This is a genomic window from Propionibacterium freudenreichii subsp. freudenreichii (genome assembly GCF_000940845.1).
Classification (GTDB): Bacteria; Actinomycetota; Actinomycetes; order Propionibacteriales; family Propionibacteriaceae; genus Propionibacterium; species Propionibacterium freudenreichii.
In genome coordinates this window covers 488,514-510,694 of record NZ_CP010341.1, presented here as the reverse complement: position 1 = coordinate 510,694, position 22,181 = coordinate 488,514, and the positions used below count along the sequence as shown (strand labels likewise).

Genomic DNA, 22,181 nt, shown 5'->3' with positions numbered 1-22,181 from the left:
CCCGGCACGAACAAGGAGAGGTCAACGATGACGAAGGTCAACGCTTCGAATGCCATGCTGCAGGTGCTCAAGGACTGGGGAGTCGACACCATCTACGGGTTGCCGGGCGGGTCGTTCGATTCGACCATGAATGCCATCCACGACTTCCGCGACTCCATCCGCTACATCGGAGTGCGCCATGAGGAAGTCGGTGCGTTGGCGGCCGTCGCCGAGGCAAAGCTCACCGGCAAGATCGCCGTCACCTTCGGCTCGGCCGGTCCGGGTGCAGCGCACCTGCTCAACGGCCTGTATGACGCCAAGACGGACAACATCCCGGTGCTCGCGCTCATCGGCCAGGTGCCGACGGCGATGATGAACACCGACTTCTTCCAGGAGCTCAACGAGAACCCGATGTTCGCCGATGTGTCGGTGTATGCGCGCACCGTCACCACCGCCGAGCAGCTGCCGCAGGTGGTTGACACCGCGATCCGCACCGCCTACTCCAAGCGTGGCGTCGCCGTGGTGATCATCCCCAAGGACCTCGGCTGGGCACCGATCGAGGACAACTATGTGTCCTCGGCGAATGCGTTCACGCCCTCCGACTGGAACCTGGCCGCCCGCGATGCCGACGTGGCCCGCGCCCTCGACCTGATCAACGAGGCCCAGCGTCCGATCCTCTACTACGGCCAGGGCGCCAAGGGTGCCGGCGACGAGATCCGTGCGCTGTCGGAGCTGTTGGGGCTGCCGATGGTGTCCACCTACCTGGGCAAGGGCATCGTGGCCGACGACGATCCCGGCTACATGCTGCCGACCGGACGCGTGGCCGGCAAGCCGGGCGTCGACGTGGGCAAGACGGCCGACCTGGTGCTGTTCGCCGGGTCGAACTATGAGTTCGGTGGCCACATGTTCTCCCCCACCGCCACCTTCATCGACGTCAACCTCGAGACCTCGGTGATCGGCGCCCGCCACGCGGCAGCGCTGGGCGTGCGTGCCGATGCGCCGACCTTCCTGCGTCAGCTGTTGGAGCTGGCGCGCCAGCAGGGCGATGCCCGCAACGACCATGCCGACTGGCTGGCCGCCGCCAAGCAGGACAAGGCGGAGTGGACCACCTGGGTGGACGCGAAGGCCGCCGATGACCGCGAGCCGATTCGCATTGAGCCGATCTATGCCGAGATCAACAAGCACGCCAAGCCTGACGCGATCTTCGGCATCGACGTGGGCAATGTGAACATCTCCAGCGGACGCTTCCTGAAGCTGGGCGGCGACAAGCGGATGGTCACCTCGCCCCTGTACGCGACGATGGGCTTCGGCCTGCCGGCCGGTATCGCGGCGGCGCTGAAGTACCAGGGCCGCCAGATCTGGACGCTGTCGGGCGACGGCGGCTTCGCGATGGTGGTGCAGGACCTGGCCACCCAGGCGGCGCACAACCTGCCGGTGATCAACATCGTGTTCACCAACAAGTCGTTGGGTTACATCGAGGCCGAGCAGGACGACACCCGCCAGCCGCACTCCGGTGTGGCGCTGACCGATGTCGACTTCGCCAAGGTGGCCGAGGCGTTTGGCGTGAAGGGCTACACCGTGCGCACGCTGGCCGAGCTGCGCCGGGTGCTCGACGAGGTATCGGACACGAAGGTGCCGGTGGTGATCGACATCAAGGTGACCAATGACCGGATGCTGCCGGTGGAGGCCTACCCGGTGAACCGCGCCGATCGTCCCGATTTCGACGACTTCGCTGCCCACTACGAGGCGACGCCGCTGCGTCCCTTCGGTGAGATCCTCGCCGGGCACGGGATTCACCTGGGGTGACGTCGGGGCACCATGCGGACGCCGTGTGAAGGCACCGCGTGAAGACCCAGGGTAAAGGCGCAAAGAACAGATTCAGCGTGATGGGGTCCTCCTGATACCGGGGGGACCCCATCACTGTGTCCACATCACTGCGTCCACATCACTGTGTCCACCCGAGTGGACGCACCAGAAGCGGGCTCGAAGTCTCGCCCCAGTGCGCGGCACCTGGCGAGTGCAGTCCGCGCTACTTCCGGAATTGATGGCGCTGCGCTTCTAGAATCTCTGGGGACACACTCCGCGCACGCTTTAGGGCCATGTCATCGACCTGGCAGGCCCACGGACAAAGACGGCCCACGTATGCGCGGCCGCCCCGACAATCTGGCTTTCCGAAGATTCTTGTCACCAATGGTTGGGGGCGGAGTGGGCCATGGTCACCGAAGACATCCCGAAGTATCTGCCGCGCTGTCAGGGGCCTACTTCCTGCGCACGGTACTGATACCGATCTATGCGGCGGTGGCCTGGACGATAAGCCTCTTGTTCGGCGGCTTCCCCGGGTTCCGGGAGCTGCTGTTCACCATCGTCCCGTGCGCGTTCCTGGCCGCACCGATACAGGTGCTCATCACGCGGATCTTTGTGCGGCGGGAACGGCGGGCGAGGCCCCGGTCGGTGGTGCCAATCCTTGCGAATCTTGCGGTCGTGGCCCTGATCGTTGTTGTTGCCGCCTGGAGCACCGGGATGCATCGGGGGCTGTTGATCTCCGTTGGCGTCGCGATGCTCGTCACCGACGCGGTCACCGAGATCTGGTTGTATCCCCGCAAGGACGAATCACGTCCCCGGGTCGTGTGACGGAACCGTTGCCGAGGCCGGATGCCCCTTGACCGCACTGCGGGCCGGCTTACGCTGAACGCCACGCAGGGTCGATACTGCGGTTCGATCGATACTGCGGTTGGGCACTGGAGCCCGGCCCACCGAACTCCATTGATGATGACGGCGTCGAGCAAGCTTGGGACGCCGCCCCAAGACCCATGTACCGCGAAATACCTCGCACACGGGGAGTTCGTCATGTCCCATCACCACCCATTCAGGCCCATTTTGTGCCCTTCGCGATCAGGAGCGGCAGCGACACTGCCAAGACCCCCGCTGGGACGCTTGGCGCCTGTTCGATTATTACCTGCCCCCGCAATGAGTGGACGGGACATATGGCCATGAGCGACAAGGAGCTTCCCCCGCTATCGAGGGTCTTTTTCAGTCAGGCAATTGTTTCGCTGCTCATTCTTCCGATCAATCTGGCAATGGCATGGGGAATGAGCCTGATCTTCCACGGGGACCCGCGCTTTCGGGATCTCTTCTATCTCATGGTGGTCGCCGCCTTCATTGACACGGCCGTCAGGGCGGTCGTCGACCATCACTATTCTGTGCGCGAAGACCGCATCGCACCCGTGGGTGTTGCGTCCTTCCTGCTCGGCTCGGTGGCGACTCTCGTGGTGGTCGTGGCGTTGACTGCCCTGCTGGATCCCCGCCTCCCGCCGATCGTCTCGGTCGGAACCCCCTTCCTGGTGGTCGGCGCCTGGCGGGCAATCGACGGGTATCGCTTCGTGCATACCCATGACATGAGCGACGAGGCAATCCACGAACGTGACCTTCGTATGCTCGAGCTCAACCAGCCGACTGAAAAGGTGGCCGCTCCCCCGGGCCGGACTCTTCGGGAGCGCCTCGCGAACCGTCGCGCCGGCTTCCGGCAACCCCTCAGGTAACCTGCCCGGCCGCCCTATGACGACGGCAGCGAATCAAGCAGCGCTCGGATCGCTGCGGCGTCGTGGTCGCTGACCGGCTGACCCTGGTGCACCATGGAGGCGATCTGCTGTCCGGTATCGATTACGTCCTCGACGCCGGGATCGATATTCATCATGTCCGTGACCATCAGGAAGGTCTGGAGCATCCTCAGGTCGCCACTGCGCTCATCGGAGGTGGCGGGCAGTGTCAGCAGGCGCGGTGTGAGCCGGCGAATCGTCCGCAACGTCCGCAACCGCTTCTCCCTGGTGGCGCGGCGGCGTTCCCACGACGGCAGGAACAATGCCACCGAGACGGCCAGCACCTCGGCAAATCCGGTGACCCATTCGGCCAGTGACCCGATCTCCATGTGTCCTCCCCCGGGGATCGCCACCGGCGACCCCATCCCGATGTTTGCACCCTGTGACGGCCGGGGTCGCGCCTGGTCAGCGCGCGAAACCACCTACGGTGACCGAGGAGGTTTTCGAACCCGGCTTCGCGGCGCGGAACCGCCTGCGCCGACCCGGCCGACCCAACGGCGACGTCTAGCCGGGGGCTCGGTAGCCCATCCAGCCCGTGGGCCCCGTTGCGCTGAGCCCAGCAGGAACTAGCGGCCCATGGGGGCCTGCGGCGGCGGGAACTGCTCGGGCCGGAAGGGCTGCTGCACAGGCGGCGGGGGAAATGCCTGGGCCGGCGGCGTGGCCGGCTGCTGCGCCGGGCTGCGATAGGGCGCATAACCGCTCAACTTGGAGGGCATGCCGGTGTCGGGCGGCACCGGCATCGTGAACGTCGGGGACGGGACCGGTGATTGCTCCCCACCCGGCTGCCCCGCGTCGGGGACCCCGCTGCCGGGCGCCCCGGCAGGCGTCCCAACTTCAGGTGCGCCGGCAGGCGCCCCAGCTGCGGGTGCCACCGTCTCGCTGGGCGGGGCCGGCGGCTCGTCGTACTGCCTGTCCACCTCCGGGGAATCGACCGGCTGGGGATCGGCATGTGGCGTCGGGGCGCTTTCCGCTGCCACCACGCTGGCCGCATCACTGAGCGCCATGACGTGCTCCCGGATCGCCGTGATGTCGTGGGGCTGGGCGTTGCGGCGGCATTCCTCGGCCACCCGGCCGATCCGCTCGATCTGCTCGGCGGTCGTCTCGATGGTGCTGCCCACCTGCGGCATCAGCTCACGCAGGTCGTCGGACAGCTCGCGTCCGGCGGCCATCGTCTGCCAGCTCGCCAACAGGGTGCGGGGAATCGACACCGCCTGGGCCATCTCGTTGATGTCGGAGGCCACCTTCGCCGCCAGTTGCGCATTACCCTGCACGGCACCGGCCGTCTCAGCCACACCCTGCGACAGCGCCCGGCACAGCAACACGATGCCCGGCGCGGCAAGCTGCCAGTCCGGCGTCTGGTCAATGAGTTCGACGGTGAAATAGCCCACCTGATCGCAATGCAGCCTGGCCAGGGCGATACGGAAGCGCGTGGCGGCGCAGCTGGCGCGCAGCTGCTCCACCTCGTCGGTGACCTTCGCCACCAGTGTCGACAGCTCCAGGGTCATCGCCGACCACAGGTCGAGCCCTGCCATGATCGGTGAGAATCCCTCGGCCCGCTGCTTGGCCTGCTGGATGCGCTCACGCAGTGCGGCATCGGCATGGGAGTGCTCGGCCAATTCGCCCGACAGCGTCGACAGCTGGGTGGCGAGCTCGTCGAGGCGACCCAGCAGGCTCACCCAGTCGTCCAGCTCCTCGGTGAGCCGACGCTGATGCACGGCCATGTCGGCCAGCCGGCCCACCGCCCACGGACGCCGCGGCGGCGGGAGCGCCGAGTCCGGCCGCCTCCCATTCGAGTTCCAGGTGACGCACCGTGCCATAGATACTGTCGGCGGCACCCAACAGATCGGCCCTCTCCGGGCGTGTGCGCACTGACAGGAAGCCCCCGTCCAGCGGCGTCACCGTGGCCAGCACCGTGTAGAGCGAACCGTCGGCGGCCAGGTTGTGCACATAGGCGACGAACGGCTGGTCGTCGAGCAGGTAGTCCCACATCGCACGGAACGCGGCACCGGGCATCACGGGATGGCGGATGATGTTGTGCGGCGAGCCCACCAGCACCTCACGCGGATAGCGCGAGATGCGCACGAACACCTCATTGGCCTGTTCGATAACGCCTTTACGATCCGTGGTCGAGAAGAACACATCGTTGAGCCCGAGCTGCTGCTCGGTGCCGTTGGGATCGGGCGGGGAAACCCTGCGCGCGACATCGCGCCAACCGGTATCGGCCGTCTGTGCGCTCATAGCCCCATGTCCTTAGATCGTCCATCCATCCGGAATGCCCACTCCGGTTCATCCCGCACGAAAACAGGTCCTTTCAGGAGGATTGCGCGCCCGTGGCCGGCCAGCAGTTTCTGCATCAAGAGATTACTCGACGCCGCCGGCGGGCAGCCAATGGCCAACGGGGCCCTACTACTCTGGCAGCCATGCCCGATGTTGCCCGACGCGATCTGAACCTGTTGCCGAAGGCACATCTGCACCTGCACTTCACCGGCTCGCTTGACATTCCCACGTTGCGGGAGTTGTCGGCGTGGGAGGGCCTCGACGAGGCCGAGCAACTCATCGACGACGACCCCCTGTCGGTGCCGGCCACCAAGCGGGGCTGGTGGCGGTTCCAGCGCACCTATGACATTGCCCGCCACGTGGTGATCTCCGAGCGGGCGCTGCGCGCCGTGGTGGACGCCGCAGCCCGCAACGACGCGGCCCAGGGCTCGCGTCGCACAGAGATCCAAGTGGACCCCACCAGCTATGCGCCGTATGTGAATGGCCTTGTCAACGCGCTGGAGATCATCCTTGACGAGGCCGCCCTGGCCTCCCGGCGCCATGGCATCCAGATGGGCGTGATCGTGGCTGCCTCGCGTCTGCACCATCCCCTGGACGCCCGCACGCTGGCCCGCCTGTCGGCCCGGTTCGCCGGCCGCGGGCCCGGCGGCGTGATCGGTTTCGGATTGTCGAATGACGAGACCGAGGGCAATACCGTCGAGTTCGGACCGGCCTTCCGCATTGCCCGGCGGGCCGGCATTCCCGGGGTGCCCCACGGTGGCGAATTCCGTGGTCCCGAGCACATCGCGCAGGTGATCGACGAGCTGCATCCCACGCGTATCGGCCACGGCATCCATGCCGCCGAGAGCCCGGCGCTGCTGAAACGCATCGTCGATGCCGGAATTACGCTTGAGGTGAATCCGGCGTCGAATGTGAGCCTCGGCGTCTATCCCGACTACTCCAAGGTGCCCCTGCGCACCCTGTTGGACGCCGGCGCGCAGGTGGCACTGGGGGCCGATGATCCGCTGCTGTTCCTGTCGGGACTCACCGACCAGTACCGCATCGCCCGCGACTACCTGGGGCTCAGCGACGCCGAGTTGGCGGAGCTGGCCCGCATGAGCATCCGCGGGTCGTTCGCCGAGCAGGCTGACAAGGCACGATGGCTGGCCGAGGTGGACGCCTGGTTGGCCGCCGCTCCGGAGTCCGGACCCGGCCTGCCCGCAGCCGGTGTGGTACCTGTCCCCGGCGGGCTGGTCGCCCGTCCCTCTGGGCTGCTGGTGCCCGAGCGGGGCCTCGTCGCGCCTCCCGGGAACGGCGGCGCGGAATCGGCGGATGCGGGCCAAGCCGTCCCGGATGCCCGCAATGTCACACCCGGCCTCTAACCTCGTGGCCATGAGGATCCTGCACACCAGCGACTGGCACCTGGGACGCACACTGCGCGGCGTCGACCTCAGCGATGCCCATGCGGCCTTCCTGAACCAGTTGGTCGCCGTGGCGCGCAGCGAACGGGCCGACGCGGTGTTGGTCAGTGGTGATGTCTTTGATCGGGCGCTGCCGCCGCTCGATGCGGTGAACATGCTCAACGACGCGCTGGCCCGGCTCACCGAGGTGGCGCCGGTGGTGTTGATCCCGGGCAACCATGACTCACCACAGCGGTTGGGCCTCAATGCGAAGCTGTTGCGCAACCAATTGCACATCCGTGCGACGCTCGCCGACATCGCGCACCCGGTGGTGCTGCCCGACAGCACCGGCCATGACGGGCTGGTGGTCTACGCGATCCCCTACCTCGATCCCGACATGACCCGTGACCGCCTCGGCGAGCTGGCGGGCGTCGACGGGGACGGGCGGATCGCCCGCTCCCATGAGGCCGTGGTGGGGGCCGCGCTGTCGATGGTGCACCGCGACCTGGCACGTCGACGCAGCGCCAACGGCACCCGCATACCGGCAGCGGTGATGGCGCATGCCTTCGTCACCGGGGCCCAACCCAGCGATTCCGAACGCGACCTGCGGATCGGCGGTGTCGATTCGGTGCCGGCTGCGCTGTTCGCCGACGTCGGCGCCGACTACGTGGCGCTGGGCCACCTGCACGGGGCGCAGGCCGTCGCAGGATCGCGGGACCCTGCTTCCGACCACGACGAGGAGGCCGTGATGCGCTATGCCGGGTCGCCCCTGGCGTTCTCGTTCTCCGAGCAGCACCAGCACAAGTCCACGGCGCTGGTGACCTTCGACGAGGCGGGCCCAGTCGCCTCGGTGGAGCTCATTCCCACCCCGGTGCCGCGTCGGCTCAGTGACGTGCGTGGCTCCCTGCAGCAGGTGCTCGGCGAGGACTTCGCCGCGCAGCGCGATGACTGGACCCGGGTGGTGGTCACCGGCGAGGATCGCCCCGCGGACCTGTCGCGCACCGTCAAGAAGGCCTTTCCCCATGCGTTGGAGATCCGGTTCGAGTCAACGCTGCGGGAGCGGGAGGTGCGCGCAACGGTGAGCGCGCAGGCCGACCCGCTCGATGTGGTGGGCCAGTTCGTCGCCGATGTGAGCAATCGTCGCCCCGATGCCGCCGAGCTCACGGTGTTGCGCACCGCGTTGGAACGCGCGACGAAGCAGGGGGAACGCTGATGCAGATCCTGCGGCTGGAACTGTCGGGCATCGGTCCCTATGCCGGCACCGAGCACGTGGACTTCTCCCGGCTGGGTGCCGACGGGCTGTTCCTGCTGGAGGGCGCCACCGGCTCGGGGAAGACCACCATCATCGATGCGATCGTCTTCGCGCTCTACGGGCAGGTGGCCGCCGACGACTCCAGCGGCGATCGCATGGTGTCGACCCATCGCAAGGCGGCCAGTGAGCCCTATGTCGACCTGGTGGTCGACACCTCGCGCGGCCTGTACCGAGTGCGCCGCACCCCACAGTTCACCCGTCCCAAGAAGCGTGGCGAGGGCCTCACCTCGGTGAACGCCACCATTCGACTGTGGAAGCTGGCCGACCCCGACGACCAGGACGGCGAACCCATCTCGGCCAACATCCAGGACGCGAACAAGGAGCTGCAGGCTGCCATCGGATTGAGCCGCGACCAGTTCACCCAGACGGTCGTGCTGCCGCAGGGCCATTTCGCCAACTTCCTGCGCTCCAAGCCCGAGGAACGCCGGGGCCTGCTGCAACAGATCTTCGGCACCGAGCTGTTCGAGCGCGCCCAGCAGGAACTGACCGCGATGGCCGCGGACTACAAGGCCCGCGCCGATCAGGCCCGCACCCAGATCAGGTCGCTCGCCGAGCGCTTCGCCCATTCCGCATGGCCCGATGAGGCGCCCACGCCCGACGGGTCCCCCGCGTCCGAGGCGACACCGGTACCGGCCGACGAGACGCCCGCAGGGCACCAGGACGTCCCGGTGCCGGGCCCCACACCCCGCGAGGCCTTCCTCGCCCTGCTCGACGACGATGACACCGCTCCGCTGGTCGCTGCGGCCCACACACGGCTGCGGGAGCTGCAGGCCGACACCGAGCAGCGCACACAGGCGGTCGCCGGCGCGCGGGAACGGCTCGGCGGGGCCCGCGCCGCGCGCGATGCAGCGCAGCGCATCATCGCCCTGAAGGCCGAACATGACGCCCTGGTTGTGCAACGCCAGGAGCTGGAGGCCCGCGGTGACCAGATAGCCGCAGACCGGGTGCGCCTGGACGCCGCGACGCGGGCCGCCGGAAGCGCCCGCCCGCTCGCCGCAGCCCGCCGCGCGGCCGCGGCGCTGTCCACCGCCACCACCGAGTGGGAGGTGGTGGCCGCTGAGATCGCTGCCACCGACGACGGTGTGCTGCTGGAGCAGGTGCGCCCGCACGCGGTGGGGAACCTCGGGTCGCCGGATGGGTCCGATGACGCCGCGCTCTCCACCCTGCGCGATGAGATCACCCGCCTGGGCACCACCCGCGGACAGTTGGGCCAGCTGGCCCAACTCGAGGCAGGACTACCTGCCCGCCACGCCCGCCTCGACGCCGACAATGCACGGCTGGCCGAGATCGCCACCCGGGTTGCCACGACGCAGCAGGAGCTCGCGGAGTTGATCGCAGGCCGCGACGAGCTCTCACAACGCCACGGCCAACTTCCCCCCACCGACGATGCGCTCACCGGCGCCTCCCTGGCGCAGCAAGCGGCCACCCGGACGCTCGAGGCTGCGCAGGCCGCCGAGCAGGATGCGTCCCAATTGGTTGCACTGCGCGCCGCGGAGCAGGAGGCAATCGACGCGGCAGACCTGGCCGAACGGGAATACCGCACGGCCCGGGCCGGCTGGCTCGACGGGCTGGCCGGCACCCTGGCAGGCGAGCTGGTCGACGGCGATGAGTGCCCGGTCTGTGGCGCCACCAGCCATCCCCACCCGGCAACGCCGGCTCAGGGTGCGGCGACGCGCGATGACGTGGAGCGCCTGGCCCAGCAGGCCCGCTCACTGGCCGATGCCCGGGCCCGGGCAGCCATGCAGTGCGACGTCGCCGCACAGCACCGCGTCGACCACCAGAAGGCCGCCGGCGGGAAGGACGTGGCACAGGCCCGGGCGGACCTCGATCGGGCCGACGCGGAACTGGCCGGTGCCAGTGCCGCGGCAGCCCAGCGGGTGGAGCTCACCGCGAGGATCGCCGACGCCGACCGGCAGGTGACCACCACCCGGTCCACGCTCGCCGAGCTGCAGGCCAGCGCGTCCGGCCTCAAGGGCGCCATCGCGACGGCCACCACGCAGCTGGACGATGACCACCACCAGATCGACCGGCACCGCGAGGACTATCCGGACATCGCCGGGCGGCTGGCGCACGTCGCACGACGGCTCGACGCGGCCACCCGCATCGTCGACGCGTTGCAGGCGCTTGCCGCGGCCCGCCGGGAAGGCGTCGCACGGCGCAAGGAGGCCGACCAGGCCCTGGCCGATGCCGGCTTCGCCACCTCTGACGAGGCCGGCGCCGCCATGCTCGACGCCGAGCAGATCGCGGCGCTGCGCCAGTCGATCACCGACTTCGACACGCGCCGGGCCCGCATCGCAGCACAGCTGGAGCGTGCCGAACTCGTGGCCGCCGTCGCGTCGCCCGTCCCCGACCTCGAGTCACTGGACACCAAGCTGGCCGACGCCGAGCAGGCCCAGGAAGCCGCCGAGTTGGCGTTGGGCCGCGCCACGGCGCACCTGGCCCAGTCGCGACAGGCCGCCGAGGAGTTGGAAGCCGCCAGCCTTGCGTTGACGCGGATGGCGCCCGAGGCCGCCCCCGTGGTGCGGATGGCCGAACTGGCCACGGCGGGCGACCGCAACCTGCGCAAGGTCACCCTGCCCACCTATGTGCTGCTGCGTCGCTTCGAGCAGGTGATCGACCAGGCCAACGACCGGCTCGAGTCGATGACCCACGGCCGCTACAGCCTGCAGCGCACCGACGAGAAGGAGGGACGTTCGCGCAAGCTCGGGTTGGGCCTGGTGGTGATCGACCACTTGCCGGTGGACACGGCGCGCGAGACGCAGACGCTGTCCGGCGGCGAGACCTTCCTGGCATCCCTGGCCATGGCGCTGGGCCTGTCCGACACCGTCACCGCCGAGGCCGGCGGCATCTCCCTGGACAGCCTGTTCGTCGACGAGGGATTCGGCTCCCTGGACCCCGAATCCCTCGACATGGTGATGGGCCAACTCGAGAAGCTGCGCGCCGGTGGGCGCAATGTCGGCGTGGTGAGCCACGTCACCGAGATGAAGCAGCGCATCGCCGAACGCATCAGCGTGCGCAAGCTGCCCGACGGCAGCTCGACCCTGACCACCACGGTTGACGACTGAGGCCTGCCTTCAGGGGCGCTGCAGCTACTGCGCCGCGACGGTGCCCATCACCTTCCAGGTGCCGTCGGCCTCCTTCACCATCACCGCGGTGTAGGGGGTCGGCGCGGCACCGGGCACGGTGACCTCAATGCGCACCATCGCACCGGCCTGGTCCAGGGGCGTCCACGACGACGAGTCGACGGCAATCGTCGTGCCGGGCGCCAGCACCGCGGCAGGGTCGACGTTGAAGTAGTCGCGTGCCTGCTCGGCAAGGTACTTCGACGGTTCGCTCGGGAAGCTGGTCAGCACCTGGGTGCCGGCCGCGACATCGGCCGGGTCAGCGGGCGGTGCCGAGGACGAGCCCACGGCAGCCGCCGGGCTCGTTGCGGTCCCCGACGCCATCGTCGCCGGCGATGCCTGCGGGCCGGGCGTGCTGCCACTGCGGGCACGGCCACCGAACAGGCCGGTGACCCCGGCGGCCACCAGCCCGGCCACGAGCAGCAGGGCCAGCACGGCCACGACCACTCGTGACCAGGGCTTGGTCACCGGGATTCCCTCACTGCCGACACGGTGGTTGCGCCGGCTGACTGCTCGCCGGCGGTGGCCGGATCATGCCAGGCGGTATTGGCGCCCAGCACCTCGGTGAGGTCACGCTGCAGGTCACCGGTGATGGTGGTCTCGTGCAGCATCGCCTCGTGGAAGCAGGGGCTCGACAGGAGGTCGGCGGGTTGCTCGACGCTGTTGCCCTGCCCCGCCAGCATGAGGCGCACCAGGCCGGTCTCGGCCGACTTGGTGGAGATGATGCCGTATTCGCAGTTCACCTGGCGGCTGCGCTGTGAGCCGGCCTTGGCCGAGTCGACGGACACGAGCAGGTCGCCCAGGTCGAGCAGCCGCGGCGAGTTGAGCCCGAACAGGCTGATGCCGCCCATCTGGATGTCGCCCACATAGGCGGTGACCTTCACGTTGTCGGGCCACCAGGGCAACTGCGCCAACTGGGCCGAGCCGGTGCGCAGGGCCTCCCCGCCCGACGAGCGGAAGGCGTCGACGGCACGGATGCCGGTGCAGGTGGTGTTGGTGGCGTCCATCTGCTCGGAGCACTGGCCGATGTAGTCCCACAGCATGCGGATCGGCAGCCCGGCCAGCGGGATCTCGGAGCCGATGGTCAGCGCACTGGCGATCATCTGCGCCGAGTCGGAGCCATTGTTGGGCGCGCCCACGGCGAGCACATTGCTCACCCGCCCGGAGATCGGACGGCCCTTCGAATCATTGTTTGACAAGGCCTGACGCGCCACGAGCCCGCCCATCGAATGGGTGACCAGCACCGGCTTCTGCTGGTAGGAGTCGGACAGGCATTCGATGGCCTGCGACAGCTTCGGGCCGATCTGCGGGTCGGTGACCCATCGCGATCCCACCTGCGAGTAGTCGAAGGTGTACACCTCGGCGCCGGGCACCTGCTGCAACATGCCGATCAGCGATGAGCGGTACTGCGACTGGGCCAACAGGTAGCCGGTGCCCCCTGCCGGGTCGGCGGTGCGATCGACATATTGCGAGAACAGGTGGTCGCGCGCATCGCTGTGGGTGTCATAGGACACCCAGCCGTGCACGATGATCACCGGCACGCGGCGGCCGTCGGCAGTGGGCTTCGGCGTGATCTGCTTGCCGTCGGGCGTGTGGTCGGAACTCAGCACCGGCGCCAGCTGCACCAGGTCGCCACATGCCGACGCCGGGTCCACGCCAGCGGACGACGTCGATGTCGCCACGCTGCGTGGGGTGGAACTGGTGCCCCCGTCGGCACTGGCGGGTGCGGCCTGGGCGGCCAGGGGACTGAAACTCAAGACAGCAGCGAGGGCTGCAATCGTGGTGCGACGTCGCATGCGATTCCTCCTGTGGGGTTCCGACGCGAACCCATCCACGCCGGTGGGGATTTCACTGTCAGCTGTGCCCGGCTCGGGCCAGGGGCAGCCTCCATCGCCTACGGAAGTTACCGCGACAAGGGGTTTCACCGCCGGACATTCCGAAAGATATTCTCGAGATGGTCGATGTTCGCGATAACTTAACCCGCGTTATCCGACATTCTGGGCATTTGTTTCTGCCGGGAGGATATTCGATGGGATTTCTCCCACCCATCGTGCGGCTTCCCCGGCCCGGGCCGGCCACCTCCGCAGCCCCCACGGCGAGGACCCCCGTGGCCGGCGCGAGATTAGGGTGGGCGGCAAGGAGCTGCACCCACGCGCAGCCCACCATCACGAGGAGATGCCCATGAGCTTTCTCAGCGCCGAGTTGCTGGCAGCAATCCACAAGCGGGCGGCCCGTCACGACCGCGACAACAGCTTTCCCGAGGACGACCTGAACGACCTGCGCACCGCCGGCTATCTGTCGGCGTTCGTGCCAAAGGAGTTCAACGGCGCCGGGCTGAGTGTCGAGCGCATCTGCGCCGAACAGACCGCGCTGGCCAAGGCCGCGCCGGCCACCGCACTGGCCATCAACATGCACCAGATCATCGTGGGCATGGCCCGTTACCTGGTGGCCCACGGCAACGACAAGGGACGCCAGGTGCTGCACGACGCCGCCGCCGGCGAACTGTTCGGCTTCGGCATCAGCGAGCCCGGCAACGACCTGGTGCTGTTCGGATCGATCAGCAAGGCCGTGCCCGACGGCGAGGGCGGCTTCAGCTTCCACGGCACCAAGGTGTTCACCTCACTGGCCCCGGCCTGGACCCGCCTGCTCACCTTCGGCACCGACGACTCGGGCGACGACGGCCCCCATTCGGTGTTCGCGATCCTGCACCGCGACGACGGCGGCTTCTATGTGAAGCCCGACTGGGACACCCTGGGCATGCGCGCCACCCAGTCGAACACGACGGTGCTCGACGGAGCCCACGCCCCCGCCGACCAGGTGCTCGCCCGCATCACCCCCGGCCCGAACGCCGATCCGGTGGTCTTCGGCATCTTCTCGCACTTCTCGGCGTTCATCGCCGCCACCTACCAGGGCATCGGCGAGCGCGCCATCGAGGTGGCCGCCGAGCAGGTGGCCACCCGCCACAGCGTGAAGAATGACGACGTCTACGCCCATGATCCCGACATCCGCTGGCGGCTTGCCGACGCGGCGATCGCCATGAACGGCTCGGCCGCCCAACTGCGCGACATCGTGCGCGACCTCGACGACGATGCCGACCGTGGCGCCCTGTGGATGCCCCAGCTGTCAGCGGTGAAGAATGCCTGCGTCGAGGCGACGATGCATGCCGTCGACCAGGCGATGCGCTCGGTGGGCGGACGCAGTTACTACACCTCCAATGAGCTGTCCCGCCTCTACCGCGATGCGGTGGCCGGCCTCTTCCAGCCCACCGACCAGGAATCCCTGCACGCGGCATGGGCCAACGTCGTGCTGGGACCCATCGCGAAGGGCTGACGCCCGCAGGGGCCCATCGGCCCCGTCCCGCACCAAGACCGGACCGGGCAGCACCGCCACCCGGCCCTGGCCCCGCGGGAGACACAGGAGGGCCCCCACCGAATCATCGGTGGGGGCCCTCCTGTCGTTCGGTCGTGTTACTGACCGCGCCCGGTCACTCAGACCAGGTGCTGGGCCAGCATCTCGAGCACGTGGTGGTAGGTGTGACCGGTTGCCCGGGTCATGCCCATCTCGCAGGTGCGGTTGCCCGACACATACTCGTCATAGGTGCGCTGCGTCACCTCGGCGGTCTCCCGCTTGGTGGCCGAGGCGGTGAGCTCGGGATGCAGCAGGCCGCGGTCGCCGGCGAAGGCGCAGCAGCCGGCGTCAACCGGCACCGTCACATCGTCGCTGACGGCCAGGGCGCAGGCCTCGACGTCCTTCACGATGTCCAGGTGGCGCATCGAGCAGGTCGGGTGGATCACCACAGAGCCGGCGTTCTGGCTGAACTTCAGCTTGCCGAGCAGGTTGCGCGCCACCCACGTGGTGGTGTCAAGGATCTCGACCTTCTTCCAGTTCTCCGCCTTCTGGCCGGTGAGGTGCTGGCCGGTGGTGTGCAGGCCGTGGGTGCAGCTTGCGGCATCGCAGACCACGGGCAGGCGACCATTGTCGGTGGCCTTCCACACGGAGTCGTAGACGCGCTCGGCCATCGTGTCAGCGCCCTTGGTGAAGCCCTTCGACACCCACACGGTGCCGCAGCACAGGCCCGAGATGTTCTCCGGGATGCGGGCGCGCTGGCCGGCAGCGGCCACCAGCTTCTCGAAGGCCCCGGCCGCGCCGTCCTTGTAGCCGCCCTTGGCGGGCTCGAACAGCGAGCCCATGCAGCTGGGGAAGAACACGAAGTCGTCCTGTGAGGTCGACTCGGGTTCGGGACGCTTCGGGCCGCCACCGGGAAGGTCGTTGCCGACCTTGGGGATGACGTCCTTGGGCAGCACGGCGCGCGCGGCAACCGTGACGCCGGTCATGATCGGGCTGGGCACCACGTCGACCACGTTCAGTGCACCGCGCAGGAAGGTGACGATGGGGCCCCATTCCTTGGCGGCGGCGTTCATGGCGGTCTTCGAGATGGCCATGTGGCGTGCGGCGCGGAAGGTCTTCATGAACACGCCGGTGTCGATGCGCAGCGGGCAGGCCAGCAGGCACAGCGAGTCGGCGGCGCAGGTGTCGACGGCCTCGTAGGCGTAGTCCTTGCGCAGTTCCTTGGCCTGCTCGGGGGGCAGTTCCTCGGCAGAGCGCAGCAGCGCGATGCGCCGACGCGGGGTCTGGGTGAGGTCGGCCGACGGGCAGGTGGGCTCGCAGTAGCCGCACTCCACGCAGCGGTCGACGAAGTCGTCCACCGGCGGCATCATCTTGAAGTGGTGCATATGACCCTCGGGGTCATCGGTGAGCAGGGTGCCCGGGTTGAGCACGCCGTGCGGGTCGCCCAGGCGACGCACCGTCTTCATCACGTCATAGAGCTCGGCGCCCCACTGGCGCTCGACGAAGGGGGCCATCACGCGGCCGGTGCCGTGCTCGGCCTTCAGGGTGCCCTCGTGGCGCAGCACGGCGTTGACCATGTCCTCGGTGAAGTCGCGGTACTTCTCGACGTCCACCGGGTTGCGCCAGTCGGAGGTGACCATGAAGTGGATGTTGCCATCCTTGGCGTGGCCGAAGATCACCGCGTCGTCATAGCCGTGCTTGGCGAAGATGTCCTGCAGTTCGGCGCTGGTGGCGGTGAGCGAACCCACCGGCACGGCGATGTCCTCGAGCAGGTTGGTGGTGCCGGCCGGACGCGCACCGGCAACCGAGGTGTACAGGCCCTTGCGCAGCTGCCACAGGTTGTTGCGCTCGGGGATGTTCTTGGTGAAGCGCGGCGGGTTGGCGATCGGCAGGCCACCGAGCACGCTGTTCAGCGCGTCCATGCGGTCGTCGAGTTCCTTCTCGTCGTCGGCGACGGCCTCGATGAGCAGGCCGGCGTCCTTCTTGACGTCGAGCGCGGCCAGCTCGGGCGATGCCTCGGGGTACTTCTGCACGACGCGCAGGCTGGCGGCGTCCATCAGCTCCAGGCACAGGGCGCCGTTGCGCACGAGGTCTTCCAGGGCGTCGGTTGCCACCGACAGCTCGGGGACGATGAGCAGCGCGGTGGCGGCATGCTTCTGCACCGGCAGGGTGCGGAAGGTGACCTCGGCCACGAAGCCCAGGGTGCCCTCCGAGCCGATCATCAGGTGCTCCAGGATGTGCACCGGCTCGTCGTGGTCGGTGAAGGAGTTGATGCCGTAGCCCATGGTGTTCTTCATGGCGTACTGCTGGGTGATCTTGGCCACCGACTCGGGGTTCTTGCGCACGCGGTCGCGCAGCTCCGACAGGCCCTCCCACAGGGCGGGCTCAGCGCGATGCAGCTTCGCGTCGGCATCGGGCTGTGCGGTGTCGATGACGGTGCCCGAGGGGAGCACCAGCACCATCGACTCAAGGGTGTTGTAGGTGTTGAACTGGGTGCCGCAGGCCATGCCCGACGAGTTGTCGGCCACGACGCCGCCGATGGTGCAGGCGATCTCGGACGCCGGGTCGGGACCCAGCTTGTAGCCATAGCGCGCCAGGTGTGCGTTGACGTTGCGGATGGTGGCGCCGGGCTGACAGCGCACCCTTGCGCCGCCGTCGAGCACCTCCACCTTGCGGAAGTTCTTGCGCACGTCCAGGAGGATCGAATCGCTCAGCGACTGGCCCGACAGGCTGGTGCCACCGGAGCGGAAGGTCACGGTGCGGTTCTCGCGATAGGCCTGGGCCATCGTGTTCGCCACCTGGGCGGTGTCGGTGGCCGTGATGACCACCTCGGGGATGAGCAGATAGTGCGATGCGTCATGGGCCATTCCGACTCGATCGATGAGTCGAGTGGTTCCCACTGCCTTCTCGGTTGTCGCGGACGACATTGTGCCTCCTTGTGCGCTCGAATCCTCGTCGATGCTCGAGCTCGTATGCCACGCCGGTCGGTACGAACCGGGATTCCATGGTTCTGGGGTCCGAAATCAATTGGTCCGACCAACTACCAACATACACTTTGCGGCCCCGCGCCAAAATATGCGGGGCACCGTGGAAGGGGCCCGAATCGGGCCTTCCCGACGCGTATCAAGGGGTGGAAATATCTGTGTCACTCCGTGGGATTTTCCGGGCCGGGACGCACGAAACCTGCGTCGACGCGGCTCAGCTTTCCCCGACGCCGATGCTGATGCCGGCGCTGATGCCGGTGCTGATATCGGTGCCGCGCCCGGCATCCCCGGCCTGCCGACGGTTGGGCCAAGCTGCTGGCCCGGCCGATCCGGTTGGTCAGGCCTGTCCCCCGGGTTCGGCCTGTTCTTCTGGTTCAACCAGTCCCGCCGCCCGGGTCAGGGCCACGCGCACCGGGGCCAGGTCGGGGGCCTGACGGGTGGGATGCACCCGGTTGGACAGCAGGATGGCGTAATCGCCGGCGCGGTTGAGCACCAGGCTCGTGCCGGTGAAGCCGGTGTGGCTGCGCAGCCACGGCGCATCGGGCCCGGCCGCGCGCGTCTGGGCCACGCACAGGCCGGCCCCGTGGCGGTATCCGTTGCGGGCGGCCTCGGCGTCGGCATGCCCGCCCAGCAGGCGCGGCAATTGGTCGCCCCACAGCATGGCGAACGACTCCCGGCCCAGCACGCCGGGCAGGCCTGACGACAGGGCACCGGCCAGCCGTGCCAGGTCGGCCAGCGTGGAGAACATGCCTGCATTGCCGCTCACTCCCCCGATCACCTGGGCGGTCTCATCGTGCACGGTGCCGCGCACCATGGTCAGGTCCACGTCATCGGTCACGGAGCCCGGGCGCGACGCGCCGGCGGCGTCGGGCGCGTGAGTGCTGCCTACCGGTCGCAGTCCCAGGGCCGGGCGGAACTCGGTCGGCGTGATGTCGGCGACATCGACGCCGTGGCGCAGCGGGTTGAATCCTGTGTGCGCCAGGCCGAGCGGACGCAGCACCCTGGTGGTCACCAGCTGTTCCCAGCCCTGTCCCGTGGCCTGTTCGGCCAGGGCCATGGCGGTGATGTAGCCGACGCAGGAGTAGTCCAGTCGCTCGCCGGGCGCCCAGCGCAGCGGCATGGCCATAATGTCGGCCAGGATCGCCTCGCGTGACCGGGCGCGCATTCCGGCGTCCTGCCACCCTGGCCACACCGGCGGCAGGCCGGAGGTGTGGGTCAGCAGGTGCAGGGCGGTGATCCGGCGCCGTTCGGGGCTCGTGCGGAAGGCGGGAAGCAGCGTTGCGATCGGCTCGTCCATGGCCAGCGTGCCCTCGTCGGCCAGCGACAGCACGGTGATGGCCGTGAACACCTTGGTGATCGACGCGAGGTCGTAGTGCAGGTCGGGCCGCACCGGTTCGCGCTGCGCCGGGGGGATCGGCGATCCATCGCGTCCATGGCTGGCGATGCTTCCGACCCCGGCGCGACGCACCGTGCCGGCGTGCGACACCTGGGCGATGGCGCCGGGATAGCATCCGGCGCGCAGTCCGCGGGCGAGCACCTCGTCGATTCCCGATGTCATCATTGGTCTCCCCTCCGGGCGCGCGCCGCAGCACGGAGCCCTGTCCGCGACAGCGCCCACTCCCCCACGAGCTTGACGCAGGCGGGCACCTCGCGCAGGCGGTAACGCCACCACTTGGCATTGTGATCGCGGGTGGTGTCGGCGACGCCGAACGCATCGATGCCGGCCATCCGTGCCGCTGCCAGGGCGCGCGGTAGGTGGTAGGCCTGCGTCACCACCACCATCGCGTCCAGTCCGTGCAGCTGGCGGGCGCGCACGGCGCTGGTCCAGGTGTCGAGCCCGGCCGGATCGCGCAGCACAGCACCGCGCGCCACGCCGTGGGCGACGAGGTAGTCGGCCATCACGGCCGGTTCGTCGTAGCGGAGGCCCGCGGCATCGTCGGGGGCCTCCGCCCACCCGGAGACCAGGATGCGGCTGATCGCGCCCTCGCGCCACAGGCGCACCGCCAGGTCGAGTCGGGCCGCCAGATAGGGAGTTGGTCGCTGTCCACGCACTCCGGCGCCCAGCACCATGGCGGTTCCGGGCGTGACGCCTGCGTGCAACTGCCCGGGCGCGCGTCGGCGGCCGGCGGCCACCGCGTGCACCACCACATTGCAGCCTGCGGTGATCGCCGTGAGCACCGTCACCACGGCCAGCGCTGCGGCCCCTGCACAGCGCGCGGGCCGTGCGAACGGGGCCGGCGGGCGCGCCGCGGGCGCGCTGCGCGGGTGCCGTCCGGCCGCGGCCTGACGGTGCCGTCCCGCGGCAGGCAGCTCCGGGCGCACCCCGGCGCGCAAGCGCCTCATCGCTCAGCGATTGCCGGCGCGCATCGCCTTGTAGGCCCGGATGAGGCTCATCGTCGACGAGTCCTGGCTCATCAGGGCCTCGTCGCCGGCGGTGAGCAGCGGGGCGATGTTCTTGGCCAGGGTCTTGCCGAGCTCGACACCCCACTGGTCGAACGAGTCGATGCCCCACACGGCACCCTCGGTGAAGGTGATGTGCTCATACAGCGCGATCAGCTCACCGAGGATCCTGGGCGACAGCTCGGGGGCCAGGATCGAGGTGGTGGGCCGGTTTCCGCTGAACACGCGGGCGGGCACCAGCGGCTCGGGGGTGCCCTCGGCGCGCACCTCGTCGGCGGTCTTGCCGAAGGCCAGCGCCTGGGTCTGCGCGAAGAAGTTCGACATGAACAGGTCGTGCACGTCGGCACCGGCCTCGGTGAGCGCGTGGGCCGGACGCGCGAAGCCGATGAAGTCGGCAGGGATCACGCGGGTGCCCTGGTGCAGCAGCTGGTAGAACGCGTGCTGCCCGTTGGTGCCGGGCTCGCCCCAGAAGATCTCGCCGGTCTCGGTGGTCACCGGGCTGGTGTCCCACCGGGTCGACTTGCCGTTCGACTCCATCGTCAGCTGCTGCAGGTAGGCCGGGAAGCGGTGCAGGTACTGCGAATAGGGCAGCACCACATGGCTCTGGGCGTTGTAGAAGTTCGAGTAGAACACATTGAGCAGGCCCATCAGGGCGGGCACGTTCTCGGCGATCGGGGTGATCATGAAGTGCTTGTCGATGGCCAGGAAGCCCTCGAGGAAGTCCTGCCAGTTGTCGGGCCCGATGGCGATCAGGGCCGACAGCCCGACGGCCGAATCAACCGAGTAGCGACCCCCCACCCAGTCCCAGAAGCCGAACATGTTGGCATGGTCGATGCCGAACTCGGACACCTTCTCGGCGTTGGTGCTCACGGCCACGAAGTGCCGCTTGATGGCGCGGGCACGGCTCTCGGCGGTGCCGTCGATGGCGCCGGACGACTGCAGCGAGTTGATCAGCCAGTTCTTGGCCATCCTCGCGTTGGTCATGGTCTCCAGCGTGGTGAAGGTCTTGGACGCGACGATGAACAGCGTGGTCTCGGCGTCCAGGTCGTGGGTCTTCTCATACATGTCGGCCGGGTCGATGTTCGAGATGAAGCGGCATTCGATGCGGTCGTGCTTGTAGGGCTTGAGTGCCTCGTAGACCATCACCGGGCCGAGGTCGGAGCCACCGATGCCGATGTTCACCACCGTGGTGATCGGCTTGCCGGTGACGCCGCCGCGCTCGCCGCTGCGCACCGCCTCGGCGAAGGAGATCTCGCGGTCGAGCACCTCATGCACCTGGTCCACCACGTTGACGCCGTCCACGTCGAGCTCGGCGCCCTTGGGCAGGCGCAGCGCCACGTGCAGCACGCTGCGGTCCTCGGTGGTGTTGATGCGGTCGCCACGGAACATCGCGTCGCGGCGTCCGGCAAGGTCCACCTGCGCGGCCAGCGAGACGAGCGTGTCGCGCACCTGCTGGTTCAGGTAGTTGCGCGACAGGTCAACGGTCAGGTCACCGGCACGCAGGGTGAACTGTTGGGCCCGATTCGGCTCCTCGGCAAACCACTTGCGGAAATCGACGTCGAGGCTGCGATGCAAGTTTTCGAGCTCAGCCCACGCGGGCGTGCTCGTGGGATCAACCGGTGAATTCATGAGGCCAGTTTAGGGGTGCCGGCCGCGCTCGTCCGATGACGAACGAAGCCCGACGGGAACAGTGCCCCGAAGTGGCGGGAAAACCGCTCAGCCGGCTGCCTCGCGGAGCCCCGGGACGGTCATGCCGCCGGGGAAGGACCCGCGCCGGATGCGGT

General features: G+C 68.6%; 15 protein-coding genes. 7 read left to right on the top strand and 8 right to left on the bottom strand.

From position 1 onward, the window contains the following. The first annotated feature begins 27 nt into the window (after window positions 1-27). The 3 genes from spxB (at window position 28) to RM25_RS01990 (ending at window position 3,518) form a co-directional block, all read left to right on the top strand. Window positions 28-1,785 carry a pyruvate oxidase gene (spxB, locus tag RM25_RS02000; protein WP_013160369.1) on the top strand — a complete coding sequence of 586 codons (1,758 nt, stop codon included), beginning with the start codon at window positions 28-30 and terminating at the stop codon, window positions 1,783-1,785. A gap of 336 nt (window positions 1,786-2,121) precedes the next feature. Beyond that, window positions 2,122-2,610, top strand: coding sequence for a hypothetical protein (locus tag RM25_RS11750; RefSeq protein WP_013160368.1), 489 nt, complete (start codon window positions 2,122-2,124; stop codon window positions 2,608-2,610). Between the two features lie 359 nt (window positions 2,611-2,969). Continuing rightward, complete coding sequence (locus RM25_RS01990; protein WP_129931337.1) at window positions 2,970-3,518, top strand: hypothetical protein; 549 nt, start codon at window positions 2,970-2,972, stop codon at window positions 3,516-3,518. Between the two features lie 14 nt (window positions 3,519-3,532). Here RM25_RS01990 and RM25_RS01985 read toward each other — a convergent pair whose 3' ends face one another. Together RM25_RS01985 and RM25_RS13385 are read right to left on the bottom strand one after the other, a co-directional pair. Further along, on the bottom strand, window positions 3,533-3,904 hold the full coding sequence (locus RM25_RS01985; RefSeq protein ID WP_013160366.1) for a hypothetical protein: 372 nt from the start codon (window positions 3,902-3,904) through the stop codon (window positions 3,533-3,535). A 1,249-nt stretch (window positions 3,905-5,153) separates the two neighbouring features. Further along, a complete protein-coding gene (locus tag RM25_RS13385; protein WP_052809080.1) occupies window positions 5,154-5,813 on the bottom strand; it encodes a PAS domain-containing protein in 660 nt (219 codons plus the stop codon). Between the two features lie 182 nt (window positions 5,814-5,995). Between RM25_RS13385 and RM25_RS01975 the strand changes: the two genes are divergently transcribed. From RM25_RS01975 to RM25_RS01965, 3 genes are read left to right on the top strand one after another with little or no spacing between them, the layout of a single operon-like run. Further along, window positions 5,996-7,213, top strand: a complete 1,218-nt coding sequence (locus RM25_RS01975) for an adenosine deaminase (protein ID WP_013160364.1) — start codon at window positions 5,996-5,998, stop codon at window positions 7,211-7,213. A 10-nt stretch (window positions 7,214-7,223) separates the two neighbouring features. Continuing rightward, the gene (locus tag RM25_RS01970; RefSeq protein ID WP_036939721.1) at window positions 7,224-8,444 is read left to right on the top strand and encodes an exonuclease SbcCD subunit D; all 1,221 of its coding nucleotides are present in this window, start codon (window positions 7,224-7,226) and stop codon (window positions 8,442-8,444) included. After that, a complete protein-coding gene (locus RM25_RS01965; RefSeq protein WP_013160362.1) occupies window positions 8,444-11,608 on the top strand; it encodes an AAA family ATPase in 3,165 nt (1,054 codons plus the stop codon). Before RM25_RS01970 ends, RM25_RS01965 begins: the two co-directional genes overlap by 1 nt. Window positions 11,609-11,632: 24 nt before the next feature. Here RM25_RS01965 and RM25_RS01960 read toward each other — a convergent pair whose 3' ends face one another. Beyond that, a complete protein-coding gene (locus tag RM25_RS01960; protein ID WP_013160361.1) occupies window positions 11,633-12,133 on the bottom strand; it encodes a RodZ family helix-turn-helix domain-containing protein in 501 nt (166 codons plus the stop codon). Further along, on the bottom strand, window positions 12,130-13,461 hold the full coding sequence (locus RM25_RS01955) for an esterase/lipase family protein (RefSeq protein ID WP_044635966.1): 1,332 nt from the start codon (window positions 13,459-13,461) through the stop codon (window positions 12,130-12,132). Before RM25_RS01955 ends, RM25_RS01960 begins: the two co-directional genes overlap by 4 nt. A 385-nt stretch (window positions 13,462-13,846) precedes the next feature. Between RM25_RS01955 and RM25_RS01950 the strand changes: the two genes are divergently transcribed. Continuing rightward, entirely contained in the window at window positions 13,847-14,995 is a 1,149-nt protein-coding gene (locus tag RM25_RS01950; protein WP_013160359.1) for an acyl-CoA dehydrogenase family protein, read from the top strand. 158 nt (window positions 14,996-15,153) lie between these two features. Here the strand turns inward: RM25_RS01950 and RM25_RS01945 are convergent, their stop codons facing one another. The 4 genes from RM25_RS01945 to pgi form a co-directional block, all read right to left on the bottom strand. Further along, on the bottom strand, window positions 15,154-17,940 hold the full coding sequence (locus RM25_RS01945; protein WP_013160358.1) for an FAD-binding and (Fe-S)-binding domain-containing protein: 2,787 nt from the start codon (window positions 17,938-17,940) through the stop codon (window positions 15,154-15,156). Window positions 17,941-18,334: 394 nt separating this feature from the next. Continuing rightward, window positions 18,335-19,558: a serine hydrolase domain-containing protein gene (locus RM25_RS01940; protein ID WP_080774453.1), complete on the bottom strand. Its 1,224-nt coding sequence runs from the start codon at window positions 19,556-19,558 to the stop codon at window positions 18,335-18,337. Continuing rightward, window positions 19,555-20,340: a SanA/YdcF family protein gene (locus RM25_RS01935; RefSeq protein ID WP_080774452.1), complete on the bottom strand. Its 786-nt coding sequence runs from the start codon at window positions 20,338-20,340 to the stop codon at window positions 19,555-19,557. Before RM25_RS01935 ends, RM25_RS01940 begins: the two co-directional genes overlap by 4 nt. Window positions 20,341-20,343: 3 nt before the next feature. Next, entirely contained in the window at window positions 20,344-22,026 is a 1,683-nt protein-coding gene (gene pgi / locus RM25_RS01930) for a glucose-6-phosphate isomerase (protein WP_044635964.1), read from the bottom strand. Window positions 22,027-22,181: the final 155 nt, after the last annotated feature.

Coding starts and splice junctions, on each gene's coding strand:
- RM25_RS01940 (WP_080774453.1), bottom strand. CDS start 19,558: ATGATGACATCGGGAATCGACGAGGTGCTCGCCCGCGGACTGCGCGCC.
- RM25_RS01975 (WP_013160364.1), top strand. CDS start 5,996: ATGCCCGATGTTGCCCGACGCGATCTGAACCTGTTGCCGAAGGCACAT.
- RM25_RS01990 (WP_129931337.1), top strand. CDS start 2,970: ATGAGCGACAAGGAGCTTCCCCCGCTATCGAGGGTCTTTTTCAGTCAG.
- RM25_RS01970 (WP_036939721.1), top strand. CDS start 7,224: ATGAGGATCCTGCACACCAGCGACTGGCACCTGGGACGCACACTGCGC.
- spxB (WP_013160369.1), top strand. CDS start 28: ATGACGAAGGTCAACGCTTCGAATGCCATGCTGCAGGTGCTCAAGGAC.
- RM25_RS01950 (WP_013160359.1), top strand. CDS start 13,847: ATGAGCTTTCTCAGCGCCGAGTTGCTGGCAGCAATCCACAAGCGGGCG.
- RM25_RS11750 (WP_013160368.1), top strand. CDS start 2,122: ATGCGCGGCCGCCCCGACAATCTGGCTTTCCGAAGATTCTTGTCACCA.
- RM25_RS01965 (WP_013160362.1), top strand. CDS start 8,444: ATGCAGATCCTGCGGCTGGAACTGTCGGGCATCGGTCCCTATGCCGGC.
- RM25_RS01985 (WP_013160366.1), bottom strand. CDS start 3,904: ATGGAGATCGGGTCACTGGCCGAATGGGTCACCGGATTTGCCGAGGTG.
- RM25_RS13385 (WP_052809080.1), bottom strand. CDS start 5,813: ATGAGCGCACAGACGGCCGATACCGGTTGGCGCGATGTCGCGCGCAGG.
- RM25_RS01945 (WP_013160358.1), bottom strand. CDS start 17,940: ATGTCGTCCGCGACAACCGAGAAGGCAGTGGGAACCACTCGACTCATC.
- RM25_RS01935 (WP_080774452.1), bottom strand. CDS start 20,340: ATGAGGCGCTTGCGCGCCGGGGTGCGCCCGGAGCTGCCTGCCGCGGGA.
- pgi (WP_044635964.1), bottom strand. CDS start 22,026: ATGAATTCACCGGTTGATCCCACGAGCACGCCCGCGTGGGCTGAGCTC.
- RM25_RS01955 (WP_044635966.1), bottom strand. CDS start 13,461: ATGCGACGTCGCACCACGATTGCAGCCCTCGCTGCTGTCTTGAGTTTC.